At 29.9% G+C, this 13,786-nt stretch carries 11 protein-coding genes; 8 read left to right on the forward strand and 3 right to left on the reverse strand.

All coding sequences use genetic code 11. The features are described 5' to 3' along the window. Positions 1-561 precede the first annotated feature (561 nt). Positions 562-1,281 carry a hypothetical protein gene (locus XO10_RS07170; protein ID WP_075780655.1) on the forward strand — a complete coding sequence of 240 codons (720 nt, stop codon included), beginning with the start codon at positions 562-564 and terminating at the stop codon, positions 1,279-1,281. Positions 1,282-1,286: 5 nt separating this feature from the next. After that, on the forward strand, positions 1,287-1,892 hold the full coding sequence (gene udk, locus XO10_RS07175; protein ID WP_014296915.1) for a uridine kinase: 606 nt from the start codon (positions 1,287-1,289) through the stop codon (positions 1,890-1,892). A 28-nt stretch (positions 1,893-1,920) separates the two neighbouring features. Here udk and XO10_RS07180 read toward each other — a convergent pair whose 3' ends face one another. Continuing rightward, positions 1,921-2,433, reverse strand: coding sequence for a cyclic nucleotide-binding domain-containing protein (locus XO10_RS07180; RefSeq protein ID WP_014296916.1), 513 nt, complete (start codon positions 2,431-2,433; stop codon positions 1,921-1,923). An 8-nt stretch (positions 2,434-2,441) separates the two neighbouring features. Further along, positions 2,442-3,599, reverse strand: coding sequence for a TrkA family potassium uptake protein (locus tag XO10_RS07185; RefSeq protein ID WP_014296917.1), 1,158 nt, complete (start codon positions 3,597-3,599; stop codon positions 2,442-2,444). Between the two features lie 174 nt (positions 3,600-3,773). On the opposite strand from XO10_RS07185, the gene XO10_RS07190 reads away from it, so the two are divergent. The 6 genes from XO10_RS07190 to XO10_RS07215 all read left to right on the forward strand — a co-directional run bounded on the left by XO10_RS07190 (position 3,774) and on the right by XO10_RS07215 (position 12,715). Beyond that, positions 3,774-5,960, forward strand: coding sequence for a methyl-accepting chemotaxis protein (locus XO10_RS07190; RefSeq protein ID WP_075780656.1), 2,187 nt, complete (start codon positions 3,774-3,776; stop codon positions 5,958-5,960). Between the two features lie 154 nt (positions 5,961-6,114). Further along, complete coding sequence (gene pnp, locus XO10_RS07195) at positions 6,115-8,277, forward strand: polyribonucleotide nucleotidyltransferase (protein WP_175421337.1); 2,163 nt, start codon at positions 6,115-6,117, stop codon at positions 8,275-8,277. Then, entirely contained in the window at positions 8,270-9,493 is a 1,224-nt protein-coding gene (locus XO10_RS07200; RefSeq protein WP_175421338.1) for a pitrilysin family protein, read from the forward strand. Before pnp ends, XO10_RS07200 begins: the two co-directional genes overlap by 8 nt. Positions 9,494-9,525: 32 nt before the next feature. Next, positions 9,526-10,545 (forward strand): HD-GYP domain-containing protein, encoded by a 1,020-nt coding sequence (locus XO10_RS07205; RefSeq protein ID WP_175421339.1) that lies wholly within the window; start codon positions 9,526-9,528, stop codon positions 10,543-10,545. After that, positions 10,542-11,615, forward strand: coding sequence for an HD-GYP domain-containing protein (locus XO10_RS07210; protein WP_014296922.1), 1,074 nt, complete (start codon positions 10,542-10,544; stop codon positions 11,613-11,615). Before XO10_RS07205 ends, XO10_RS07210 begins: the two co-directional genes overlap by 4 nt. An 11-nt stretch (positions 11,616-11,626) precedes the next feature. Continuing rightward, positions 11,627-12,715: an HD-GYP domain-containing protein gene (locus XO10_RS07215; RefSeq protein WP_014296923.1), complete on the forward strand. Its 1,089-nt coding sequence runs from the start codon at positions 11,627-11,629 to the stop codon at positions 12,713-12,715. Here the strand turns inward: XO10_RS07215 and XO10_RS07220 are convergent. Further along, complete coding sequence (locus XO10_RS07220; RefSeq protein WP_014296924.1) at positions 12,712-13,770, reverse strand: hypothetical protein; 1,059 nt, start codon at positions 13,768-13,770, stop codon at positions 12,712-12,714. The two genes, XO10_RS07215 and XO10_RS07220, sit on opposite strands and share 4 nt — an antisense overlap. Between the last annotated feature and the right edge of the window lie 16 nt (positions 13,771-13,786).

Consider the following 13,786-nt stretch of genomic DNA (forward strand, 5'->3'; position numbering starts at 1 on the left):
AGACACTTCGTCCATGAAGTGCTTCGCTTTCCAAAACGTCCTGTTTTTCCAACCCGAATTTTCTGCATTACGCTTCGGGAAATTCTTAGTCTTCGTTCATATTATTTTTCTACTTTCTTTTACATAATCAGGCACTCTGCGAGCCTTCACTCGCTTTTATTTTTTCCAACTGTTTAATACCTGCTTCTAAAACCTTTTACCTTCGCTCATATTATTATATCTATTTTCTTATTATATTTTATTATATAAGTAGAATAAAAAGAAAACTGAATAAAAAGATGAACGAATGCTCGAAGATTGCCTGAAAAAAACTGCGAATGAAGAGGGACAAAAAAACAGGATGTTTTTTTGAGCGAAGCTTCCCCAGGGAAGGGGAATCTGAGCGACCCCGCGTATATGAGTAGTTTTTGAGGATTAGCAATCGAGTCGCATGAGAGAATCTTTTTATGAAGTTTTCTAAATAGATAGTTTTAAAGAATTTTTGTTTTTTTCAATGTTTTTCTGGTAGCAGTATGGTATAATAAAAGAAAAGTTATCTTTTATTATTCAGGGGGTGAGTAAATGGAGGAAAGTATTATTGCTACAATAACAAACATGGCTCCAGAAGCATTGAATTCATTATATACATATGCCGATTCATGGTATATAATTCTGGGAGTTTCTCTGCTTTCTATTTTATTTTATAAAAAGGTTTCAAAGTTGATTTTCTTTATTATTGGATTTTTGAGCAGTTATTTATTTATAATACCATTTATTATTGATTGGGAATATTCAAAACAATTTCTCGGATATATTAAGGGAAATGAAGGAATAGCTTATTTAATTTTTTCTATAATTATTGGATTATTAACATATGGTTTTTTTAAGTCTTCTGTTCAAATTGCCGGTTTTGTTTTGGGTGGAATGATAGGTTATGGATTATATGATTTTATCAGTACTTCTTTTCCCGGACTAATGGATAAATTGGATTTTTTAAAATCTGTAAAACCTGAATATATTCCTTGGGGATTTTCAATCATTTTTGGATTAATTGTTTCCATTTTATTATTTAAGAGTTTTGATAAAATAATTTCTTATTTAACCTTGATTATTTTTTCAGGTATAGCATCGTTTTTTAGTGTTTATTTTTTTGAAGAAATTCTAACTTTGAAAATAGGAACCAATGAAATATTAAAAAGAAATTCTAATTTAAGCCTTCAGGAAAGTTATTGGATTATAGGATTATTTGTGGTATATATTTTAATTGGAATTAAGTTCAATTCAAAAAAGATGAAGGAGTGAATTAAATGTATATTATTGGTATAGCAGGAGGGACCGGTTCAGGAAAGACAACAGTAGCATATAAAATGAGGGAAATTCTTGGAACCGAAAATTGCGAGATATTGCCTATGGATAATTATTATAGGGATTTAAGCCATGAGACTTTGGAGGAAAGAAAAAAGCATAATTATGATCATCCAAGTATGATAGAAAATGAATTAATGTTTGAACATTTAAATATGCTGAAAGAAAATAAAGTTATCGATTTACCTGAATATGATTTTTCTCAATTTACCCGTGTGGGATCTGTGAAGTTTGAACCAAAACCAATAATAATAGTTGAAGGTATTTTTGCCCTGTATTACGAAGAATTAAGAAAAATGTATGATCTTGCTATATATGTTGATACAGAAAACGATATAAGGTTTATTAGAAGGCTTGAAAGGGATATAAAAGAAAGAGGAAGAGATTTGGATTCTGTAATTAAGCAATATACAAATACAGTTAAACCAATGCATGATGCATATGTAGAACCCACTAAAAAGTATGCAGATATTATAATTCCCGAAGGTGGATTTAATGAAAAAGCAATTCAGGTTGTTGTAAATTATATATTTAGAAAAATGTTATAACTGTAAAAATAGCCCGAATTTTTTCGGGCTATTTTTTCTTTTTGGTAAGTGCAATACTTAGAGCTGTTGTTAGCTTTAAGATATTTTCGTTTAATCCTTCAATTCTATGTGATAAAACAGCTGCAATTTCTTTCATGATTTTGTATCCAATATCTGGATTCTCTTCTGCTAATTTTTCAAAATCTTCTTTTGACATCTCATATAACTCGCATTCTGTTAATGCCTTTATTGTTGCAGAACGTGGAGAACCAGTTACAAGAGACATTTCGCCAAAGAAATTAATTTTTTCGGCATCTAAAATGGCCATTGATTTTTCTCCCTCTTCCCAATGATTGGAACCGGTTCGAAGGGTTAATTGATGGGTTATTTGAACTTTTCCTTTTTTGAAAATATACATTGTATCTCCTTTTTCTCCTTCGGCGATTATAATTTCATCGGCTTTAAATTTTATAGGTTTTAGAATTTTTGCTACTTTTTTTATTTGGGAGTGGTTTAAATTTTTAAACAATTGTATTTTGCTTAAAAATTCTATATCAGCCATAATATCACCTACTTTATCACAAATACATGTGAATCATTTTCAGAAATAATATAATCGTCATTTGGATTGAGATTTAATTCATAATTTTCTTTCTTTTCTTCTTCTTCAAAGAAGTCTTCTTCTGCTTCTTCGAATTTCTGTCTTATGAAATTGTCAATAGAACTATCGGAATTTAAAAGATCATTAATGGTAAATTCTTTTTTGGTTGTTAATGTACCAATTACAAGCGCGTTTTCTTTCTGTTTGAAGTGTTCAAAAAGCTCTTTGAAAGTTTTTCCTATAAAAGAGCGTGGAATTGGCATTAATTTTACTCTCATATTTTCCAAAGAAACAATTTCCCTCATTAGCATATGATATGCTGGAGATATTAGTGCAGAAGATAATAGTACCGAATTAAATTCATTACTTAAAATTATATCATCTGCTCCTGCTCTTAGTATGTATTTTGCTTTTTCTTCTTTTATAACTTCAGCGAATATTTTAGCCTCACTATTTATAGTTCGTATAAGAAGGATGCTTATTAATGTCCTTTCATCACATTCTTCCAGGCTTCGTCCGCCATATGTGTCAGAAAGTATTATAATATATTTTGCATGGGCAATATTTGCTCTGTTTAAAACGTTTTCTTTTGTAAAATCTCCATGAATAAACTTTATATTTAAATCTGGAAATTTTGAACGAAAATCTTCATAATCCTCTTCTTCCGCCTGGTTTACCAATACAAGATTATAATCAGAGGCATTTATAAATTTTTTCATGGCTTCTACTGTTTTTTCAAGATGATTATTCCATCCCAATATTGCTATGTGATTCTTAAATTTCACGTAACCCAACCCCTTCCTTTCTCGAATACGTAGTTCAACAAGAATTGAAGCAATACTACCTGAAATAAGAGAGAATAAAGTTACACCGGTAATTATTGTAATCATTCCTATTGTTTTTCCTAAAGTAGTAGAAGGCACAATATCACCATATCCAACAGTGGCGATAGTAACAATTAACCACCAGAAAGCATCAAAAAGGCTATTAATTTCCGGGTTTTTACCAACTTCTGCAAAATATAAAACAAAACCTATAAGGATTATAAAAACAAATATTATACTTAATAATCTATTTCCAGGGTCTTTCCAGAGATTTCTAAAAAAGAATTTTACTTTTTTTAACATTAAAGCCACCTTCAATTATTATATTATTATATTTTGCCTATAGATATTATATCACACAATTATTTGAAGAAAGAATTTATATTTTCCAAAAAAAGAACAAAGATGCTATTTGAAAATTAATGTATCAGATGATATAATAATAAATTGTAAATTATTTAAACGAGGGGGTAAAACATGAAAATACAGGGAAAGATTATGGCATTTTTTGTAATATCGCTTTTGGTGGTATTATTGGCATTTTCGGGGATTAGTATTTTAAATTCACAAAAATCTTTAAAAGCGAGTTTTACAGATAAATTAATTATGGCGAGAAATTTAAAAATGGAATTTATAGGAAATTTACTTGAAGAAACAACTTCTGATCTTGAATATGTAAGAAATTTTGAAAAAATAAAGGATGGTTTCTTTAATGCTTCAAATCTTTTTGAAGATTTTATGAACGTAATGACATTGGATACAATAATGAAGACATTAAGAGAAATTTATATAGAAAAAAATCCATACAAAGACAAATCGCAATTATATGACTATTATTATGACGAAAAATTTGATAAAACAGGTTTTTCTGATGAAGTTATGAGCACTTTTTATGATTATAGTGTAATGCATTCAGATTTACAGAAGGATTTTAGAGATTTTATTAATATAAAAGGGTATAGCGATTTATTATTAATTTCTCCAAAAGGGTTAGTTTTGTATTCGGTAAGTAAAAATGAAGATTTTGCAACAGATTTAAATAAGGCAAATACGATTTTATCTGAATTATACAGGACTTTAAAAGAAAAGAATGACAATGAAGTGCATTTTTCAAAAATAGGAAATTATTTTGGTAAACCGGGATTTTTTGCAGGTATAAAGGTTGAAGATGAAGATTTTGGATTATATGGTTATTTAGTATTAAGAATTAATATTGAAAAAATAGATAAAATTTTACAGGATAATAGCGGTATGGGGGAAACAGGTGTAACTTATATTGTAGGAAACGATTATTTAATGAGAAATAATATTGCAGGGTTAAATACAATTCTCAGTCAAAAAGTTGAAACAGAACCTGTAAAAAAAGCATTAAATGGTGAATCTGGAGTTTTAATAACCAAAAATTTTGAAGGTAAAACAGTATTAAGTGCATATGCACCTTTTAAATTTAAAAATATTCATTGGGCTTTTGTATCTGAAGTTTCTGTATTGGAAGCATTAAGATCTGCTAATAACGTAAAAAATATTCTTATAATCACATCTTTTGTTATTTTGATTTTATCTATTGTTTTATCTGTAATATTTGCAAGGAGAATATCAAATCCATTGATGGAATTAAGTAAAAAAGTTGATAAATTTGCAGAGGGTGATTTTACAGTTAAGTTTGAAGCTAAAGGTAAAGATGAGGTTGCAATGATTACCAATTCTTTGAAGAACATGACGGAAAATCTTAGAAATACATTTATCTGGTTAAGAGAAGCAGGAGATAGAATTGAAAAATCATCAAATCATCTTGCAGATATTTCAGAAAAAACCAGTGCAGCAAATGAAGATATTTTAGATAAAGCAAGAACAATAGAAAATAATGCTGAAAATGCTGCTGCTACCACAGAAGAATTAACCTCTGGGGTTAATGAAGTATCAACAGCAGCACAGAATGTTTCTGAAACAGCGGTTGAAATTTCTCAAGAGGTAAATATAACAACTGAACTAACCCAAAATGGTGAAAAATCGATAATTGAAATTACAGAAATTATCAGTGAAGCAGTTGATAAATCTAAACAGACGGAAAAAACTGTTGCAGTATTAGCTCAAAAAGCGAAGAATATTGGAGAGATTGTAGATACCATAACCAATATAACAGAACAAACTAATTTATTGGCATTAAATGCAGCAATAGAGGCAGCAAGAGCAGGAGAAGCAGGAAAAGGTTTTGCTGTAGTTGCCGATGAAATTAGAAAACTTGCAGAAGAAAGTAAAAAAGCTACAGAACAAATAGCGGTGATATTAAATGAAATAAGAAACGGTGCAGCTGAGGCAAATAAGGCAACAGACGAAACAGTAAATGTAATTTTAAATGTTGAAAAGAGTGCAGAAGAGGTCAAAGAGAAGTTTGAAGAGATTCTCGAAAGAGTTGAAAGCATAAATATGAGAGTTGAAGGATTAACTGCCAGTGCAGAAGAACAAAGCGCTTCAACAGAAGAAATGGCAGCAGCAAGCGATAAAACTGCTCAGATGATTCTTGAAATTTCAAATGAAATTACTGAAATTACAAGAGAAATAGAATTAGAAAGCGAAGATATGGAAAGTGTAAGTGAAAAATCGGTGGAATTATCGAAATTAGTGGATGAATTAAATGAAAAATTAAATCAATTTAAGATATAAAAACAATCCCGGGCTTTCACGGTCCGGGATTGTTTTTATTGTAAAGAAAAATAAAAATATTTGAATATTTTAGCAAACTTTTTTGATTTATAATATGTTAAATATTGGATAAATCTACTATTTATGTTATAATTTAATAAAAGGGGTGATATAAATGAAGGTATGGGAAACAGAATTATTTGGAAGGAAGCTTGTAATCGAACATGGAAAGATGGCGAAACAGGCTCATGGATCTGTTTTGTTAAGATATGGGAAATCAGCGATACTTATTACAGCAACTGCCTCAAAAGAAGCAAAAGAAGGCGTTGATTTCTTGCCATTAACAGTAGAGTTCCAGGAAAAATTTTATGCAATAGGTAGAATTCCTGGCGGATTTGTAAAAAGAGAAGGAAGGCCAAGTGAAGAGGCTATATTGTCTTCAAGGCTTATAGATAGGCCTATAAGACCATTATTCCCAAAGGATTTTCATAATGATATTCAGGTAATTGTAACTGCATTATCAATGGATAATGATGATAGTATAGAAACATGGGGTATAACAGGCGCATCATTTGCATTAAATGTTTCACCAATTCCATTTGAAGGTATGGTTGCAGGTGTTAGACTTGGATATGTAGATGGTGAATTTATTGTATTCCCAACTCAGGAGGAGTTAAAAAGAAGCAGGATGGATATTGTTGTTGCAGGAACTAAAGAAGCAATAACAATGGTTGAAGGTGAAGCCTTAGAAGTATCAGAAGAAGAAATGGTAAAGGCTTTAATGTTTGCTCATGATGCAATAAAGCAAATTGTGGAATTTCAGGAAAAAGTAATTTCTGAATTTAATATAGAAAAATGGGAAGTTGTTCCACCGGAAATTCCAGAAGGTTTTGTTGAAGATTTTGAAAAATTAATAGATAATGAAGAATTAAAGAAAAGAATTCTTGTAAAAGGTAAAAAGGATAGAGATGAAGCTCTTGGAAGTTATGAAAAAGAATTGCTTGAAAGATTCCAGAGTGAATATGTTGAAAAATGGGACAATGAAACATATGAAGCAAATAAAAAATTCTTAAAAGAAGCATTTGATGATGCTATTAAAAAGTTAATGAGAAAGATGATTATAGAAGAAAATACCAGAGCCGATGGAAGGAAAATAGATGAAATCAGACCTATAACCTGTGAAGTTGGATTATTTGAAAAAACACATGGTTCAGCATTATTTACAAGAGGAGAAACACAGAGTTTAGGTGTTGTAACTCTTGGTCAGCCATTTGACGTTCAAATAATAGATACAGTTTTCGAAGAAGGCGAAAAAAGATTTATGCTTCACTATAATTTCCCACCTTATTCCACAGGTGAAGTAAAGGGTTTAAGGTTAAGCAGAAGGGAAATTGGACATGGACATCTTGCTGAAAGAGCTTTAAAGAATTTATTGCCTTCAGAAGAAGAATTCCCATATATTATACGTGTGGTTTCTGAAATTTTAGAATCAAACGGTTCTTCATCAATGGCTACAGTATGTTCAGGTTCATTGGCATTAATGGATGCAGGTGTTCCAATGCCAAAACATATTGCCGGTGTTGCAATGGGGCTTATCTTTGAAGACGATAAATTTGTTGTTTTAACAGATATTCTCGGAATGGAAGACCATCTTGGAGATATGGACTTTAAAGTTACAGGTACAAGAGATGGAATAACTGCGTTCCAGATGGATGTTAAGGTTGCAGGAGTTAATGAAGAAGTATTAACAGAAGCTTTAAATAGAGCTAAGAAAGCAAGATTGCATATTCTTGACATTATGTATAATACAATTCCTGAACCAAGAAAAGAGTTATCACCATATGCACCGCTTATTAAAACAACGACAATTCCACTTGATAAAATCTCAGAAGTAATAGGACCAGGTGGAAGAGTAATTAAAGGTATTGGAAAAGATTATGATGTAGAGGTTTCAATAGATGATGAAACAGGTCTTACAAAGGTTAGTGGTACTGATTTAAAGAAAATAGAAGAAGCAATTAATTATATCCAGAATATAATAAAAGAAGTAAAAGCCGGTGAAGCTTTTGATGGGAAAGTTGTAAGAATTGAAAATTACGGATTATTTGTTGAGATATTGCCGGGAAAACAGGGATTATTGCATATCTCAAACCTTGGAAAAGACGCCAAAGAAGCTATAAAAGGGTTTAAAATAGGTGATGTAATAAAGGTTGAAGTAATCAGTATAGATGACAGTGGAAAGATTCAGTTAAAAAAATTTGGAGAACCAACAGCTCCAAGAAGAAATAATAATAATCGAAGACATTATGAAAAAAAGCCGGAGGAAAAGAATGATTGAAAAAGTTGTTATAGATAATAGATTAGAAGTTTTGTTACTTCCCAGAGACACCATCAGGAGTGTCTCTGTTATTGCTGCAGTAAGAAATGGTTCATCACATGAAAGAGAAGAAGTAATGGGAATCTCTCATTTAATTGAACACTCCGTTTTTAGAGGTACAGAAAACCGAAATATGGTTGAAATAAAAAGGCCTATAGAAGAATTTGGTGGTTCAATAAATGCATTTACCGGAAAGAATCTTACAGCATATTATGCAAAAGTTCCATTAACAGCTTCTGAAATAGGACTGGAAATAATAATGGATATTATCTTTAATGCAAAATTTGATGAAAATGAGATAGAAAAAGAGAAAAGAATAGTTTTAGATGAAATTGCAATGTATGAAGACGAACCAGTTGATAATGTTTTTGAACAATTAAATAAAATAATGTTTTCAAATACATTTGCCAATCCGATATTGGGAACCAAAGAAAGCGTTTCAAAATTAAATGCTGAAATTTTAAAAGATTATTATAGTCGTGAATATACACCTGAAAATACAGTTTTAATGCTTGTTGGACCTGGGAAAGAACTTGAAAAGCTTGTTTTAAAAATAGGTTCATTATTACCTGAAAGAAAAGGAAAGAAAAACAAATTTAACAGTCCGGTTTTTAAGGAATCTGTGCAAAGAAAAGAAAAGGAAAAAGAAGAATTATCTCAAATATATGTTTCATATGCATTTAAAGCTCCATCAAAAATGTCAAAGGACTTTTATCCTTCTATGGTATTAAAAACATTTTTAGGAAGCGGAATGAGCTCGTTGTTATTTACCAGAATACGCGAAGAAGCAGGTCTTGCATACGAAATATCTGCAGATTATTCTGGTTATAATGAAACAGGTGTATTTAATATATTTGCAGCCACAGTACCGGAAAACTTTGAACGTTTAAACGGTATAATCTTTGATACTATCAATAATTTAAAAAATATGGAAGATATAGAAAAATGGATTGAATATGGTAAAAAAAGATTATCAGGAAGATATATGCTTGAAACAGAAAATAGCCTTAATTTTGGATTTTTGGCTCTGGATTATTATCTTGCATTTGATAAGATAATAGATATTGATAATATTGTTAATATAATTAATGCCCAAAGCAAAAAAGATATACTGGACAACGCAATAAAAATTTTTGAAAATGAACCGTATATATCGGTTGTTAAACCTAAAGGTTAAGATCTAAAACCTAAATTATTGGGGTTGAAAACTTGAGCAAAGTAAAAATTACGGATTTAAAACCCGGCATGATTGTAGGAGAAGATATATATAACTTAAAAAATAGATTAAGTTTAAAAAAGGGTCAGGAATTAGATGAAAAGACCATAAAGATGCTCATTTCCTCAGATATCACAGAAATAGAGATTTTATCCTCTGAATCGATTGGGACGGGATTTGTAGAAAAGGAATTTGAAGAGTTACCACCTATAATAGATGAAGAGGTTTATAATAGATGGATTGAATCCGTTGGGCATGTTTTTAGTCATTTTTCTAAAGAAGAGTTGTATATATCCTTAAACAATTTAACAGAAGAGATATATAAAAAATTTGATATAAAAAAAGAAAATATAGTATTGAATTTTCTAAATTCAATAGGAAATGAAAGTTTACTATATCATTCAATGAATACAGCAATTTTAGTATCATTAATTGCCAAAAAAGTGGAATTACCATATATTATGTATAAACAAACGGTGAAATTTGCACTAATTCATGATATTGGTTATGCAATGCTCGGCGATAGGGTAATTAACGATTTTGAAAGTGAAGAAACCAATGCCACATTACATACAATTGTTGCATTTAAAAAATTACAGGGTTTAAAAAACGTATTAAATCATGAAATATTGGATAGTATTTTATATCATCATGAACGCTTTGATGGTAAAGGAAAATTTCAGATGAAAGGTGAAAAAATTCCACCGCTTGTTAGAATTACCCAGGTTGCAGACGCATATACCTCATTAACAGAAATAGGATATACGCCATATGAAGCTTTATCATGGATTTTAAAAAGATCAGGTTTTTTATTCGATCCGTATTATGTTGGACAATTATACGAAGTTACGGGATATTATCCAACAGGAACACGTGTAAAATTGAATAATGGACAGGTAGGGATTGTGCTAAAACGAAATGAAATAGAAATTTTTCCATTGGTTCTTGTGGATAATGAAAAAATACAAACAGGTCCCGATACAAATCTCTACATCCAGGAGGTTATAAAATGAAAGTAATTTCTTTGAATAAAGCACAATTTGGAATGGTATTAGCTATGGATGTTAGAGATACAACGGGAAAAGTAATATTTAAGAAAAATACACCGCTTGACGAAAAGGTTATTGCTGTTTTAAAGAAAAGCGGTATATTTACCATTCCTGTGAAAAATCAAAAAAATACGATAACAGGTCTTCAAAAAGAAACCCAAAAATATGGAGTGGTAAGCAAAGAGCATCTTGATTTAGGATTTAAAAAGATAAAAAGTGTATTTAAAGTTCTGGAAGATTCTGGAAATATAGATATTGATACCGTAGTGGATATTGCCTCAACAATAAAAGAAGATATAGAAAAAAACTTTTCAGATAAACTATTTGTTCCATTAAAAAAATTGCAAACATTTGACGAATATTTATATTCGCACTCCTTGAATGTTATGATTATAAGTACATTGCTGGGTGTAGAAGCGGGTATTATAGGCGATGAATTGTTAAGCTTATCAATTTCAGCATTACTTCATGATATAGGAAAAACAAAGGTGCCTATTGAAATTATGAATGCTCCGAGAAAATTAACTCAGGAAGAAATGCAAATAATGAGAAATCATGTAAAGTTTGGTAAAGAATTATGTATTCAGAATAATATTAAAGATATAGGGATTGTTGCCGGGGTATATGAACACCATGAGCGTTTTGATGGTAAAGGATATTTAGAAGGAAAAACAAATGAAATGATAAGTGATTTTGGAAAGCTTATTTCCATAGCAGATGTATATGATGCGCTTACCAGCACAAGAAGTTATAAGGGGCCATGGACACCATATAAAACAATATCCTTTATATTAAGTAATGTTGAAAAACAATTTGATGGAAGATTTGCTCAGGGATTAATAAATGCTTTTGGAGTTTATCCTGTTGGAACGAGAGTAAAATTAAGTAACGGACAATTTGGTACTATAGTAGCTTCAAATCGTTCCAATAAAATCAGACCTTTAATAAAAATCGATAGAGGCGATACAATAGATCTTTCCGAAGAAAAAACTATAAGAATAGTTGAAGTTTTAGACTATATCTATATAGAATAAGGGGGATTTTAATGAAATTTTTACCGTTAAATAAAATAAAAAGCGGTATGATATTGGCAATGGATGTAAAAGACATTGATGGCAATATCATATTTAAAAAAGGTAAGGTTATAGATTCCAATGTTTTGAACACACTTCAAAAAAATAATATATTAAAAGTTCCAATAAACGAATTAAAAAGAAAATCTGCACAGTCAGTGCAGAATATAAAAGAAATGGCATATACCCATAGTTTTTTAAGTAAAGAGGTATTGGAAAGAAGTTTTTCACAGGTAAAAGATCTTTTTGCTGAACTGGAAAAAGGCGGAGATGTTGACATAGACAAGGCAACAGAGGTTGCTTCAACAGTAACCGATGAAATGCAAAAAAATTTTTCAGACAAAATATATATACCCTTGAAAAAATTAAAAACATATGATGAATATCTGTATTCTCATTCATTAAATGTTATGATTCTGGGATCTTTAATAGGATTTGAGGCCGGTATTAGAGGTGATGAATTAACAGAATTAGCTTTATCGGGATTATTGCATGATATTGGAAAAACAAAGGTGGATCTTGAAATATTAAACGCACCAAGAAAATTATCTGCAGAAGAGTTTGAAGTTATGAAAAAACATGTTATGTACACAAAAGAAATTTTAGAAAATAATAGATTTGTTAGCGATAAGATATTACGAGGTGCAATTGAGCATCATGAAAGATATGATGGAACAGGATATTTTTTCAAGAAAAAAGGAAAGGATATCTCGGAATTTGGAAGAATATTAGCCCTTGCAGATGTATATGATGCATTAACAAGTAAAAGGGTATATAAGGATCCATGGACGCCATACAAGACATTATCTTTTATATTATCACATGTAACCAAAAGTTTTGACCCTGAATATACTCAACATTTAATAAATGCATTTGGATTATTTCCAGCTGGAATGGTTGTTCAGTTAAGCAATAATAAAATAGGAATTGTAGTAGCATCTAATAAAGCCAATAAAATGAAACCAATAGTAAAAATAGATGATGAACTTGTTGATACTGCAGAAGACAAAACGTTGAGAATAGTAAAAATTTTAGGATATAAATATATAGATGAAGATTAATCAGAATATTCAGAAACCTTTAATAAAATATATTTATTATTATCAAACAAAGCAATAAACTTCTTACTTAAACCAATATTAATTTCATCATTTGAAAACCTTGCAAGTAAAGATCTTAATTTTCTTGGCTTTATTTCTACTAAATAATTATGGTTAAAATTAAGATCCAGATTCCATGTAAGCGTGGAATTTTTGTCTTTGCTTACAATATGTGATTTTTTCGAAAATACCATATAAACAGGTAAACCTTGTGGAATAGAAGTATAAATACGATTTAAAGATTTCTTCAACGAAGAAATCTTTATTTTTTTATTTTCAATAAAATTATCAGGCAATTTAAAATCAATAACCTCTTCTTTTACTTCACTGCATGTACTTATTATAAATCCCTGTCCCTTTAAAATAATATGATCTTTTCCTAAAAATATTTTTATTACTTCATTTGAAGAAATAAGTGAGAGTGATTTGATTATATGTCGCACAGTTGTAAAGGGAATAAGTCTATTAAAATGTATATTATTTTTTATAAAAAAAGATATAGCTGATATATTAAAATTTTCGGATAAAGCATATATTTCATTATTTTTTGTTGAAAAAAAATGAATAAATTCCCCTTCATAAGAATGAACGCTGGCGAAATCGAGCAATTCAAGAAATTTCTTTAAACGCATTTCAAATAAAAAAGTAATTTTATCTTCATTAATCTTAGGAATAGTAGAATTTTTATTACTATGTATATTTAATATCATTTCATCTAATTCTATTTTCAACCCTTCATCTAAAGCAAGCATTCTAACAAAAGGTGAAGAATTGCTTTTTAATCCTTTCAAGAGTCCTTTTAAATGTTGGATTGGGATTTCATATGTATTTTTAAAAGGAAAAAATTCCTTTGAAAAAAAGATATCGGCATTGGCACAACCATCAGTCATAGCCACACGTAAAACGTTATCGAAATAAAGATAAATATTTCTATGAATTGGCTCAACAGTACCGCAAAATTTATCAGCAAATTCAGTAATTTTTTTAAGTCTCTTTGTGGGTATCCAGCCTTCCATTAAAAATCCTCCATTT

The sequence above is a fragment of the Marinitoga sp. 1135 genome, assembly GCF_013363245.1.
Lineage (GTDB): Bacteria > Thermotogota > Thermotogae > Petrotogales > Petrotogaceae > Marinitoga > Marinitoga piezophila.

What these genes read in the sequence shown, in the direction of transcription:
- XO10_RS07170 (WP_075780655.1), top strand. Translation starts at nt 562, where the DNA reads ATGGAGGAAAGTATTATTGCTACAATAACAAACATGGCTCCAGAAGCA.
- XO10_RS07190 (WP_075780656.1), top strand. Translation starts at nt 3,774, where the DNA reads ATGAAAATACAGGGAAAGATTATGGCATTTTTTGTAATATCGCTTTTG.
- pnp (WP_175421337.1), top strand. Translation starts at nt 6,115, where the DNA reads ATGAAGGTATGGGAAACAGAATTATTTGGAAGGAAGCTTGTAATCGAA.
- udk (WP_014296915.1), top strand. Translation starts at nt 1,287, where the DNA reads ATGTATATTATTGGTATAGCAGGAGGGACCGGTTCAGGAAAGACAACA.
- XO10_RS07210 (WP_014296922.1), top strand. Translation starts at nt 10,542, where the DNA reads ATGAAAGTAATTTCTTTGAATAAAGCACAATTTGGAATGGTATTAGCT.
- XO10_RS07180 (WP_014296916.1), bottom strand. Translation starts at nt 2,433, where the DNA reads ATGGCTGATATAGAATTTTTAAGCAAAATACAATTGTTTAAAAATTTA.
- XO10_RS07185 (WP_014296917.1), bottom strand. Translation starts at nt 3,599, where the DNA reads ATGTTAAAAAAAGTAAAATTCTTTTTTAGAAATCTCTGGAAAGACCCT.
- XO10_RS07200 (WP_175421338.1), top strand. Translation starts at nt 8,270, where the DNA reads ATGATTGAAAAAGTTGTTATAGATAATAGATTAGAAGTTTTGTTACTT.
- XO10_RS07220 (WP_014296924.1), bottom strand. Translation starts at nt 13,770, where the DNA reads ATGGAAGGCTGGATACCCACAAAGAGACTTAAAAAAATTACTGAATTT.
- XO10_RS07215 (WP_014296923.1), top strand. Translation starts at nt 11,627, where the DNA reads ATGAAATTTTTACCGTTAAATAAAATAAAAAGCGGTATGATATTGGCA.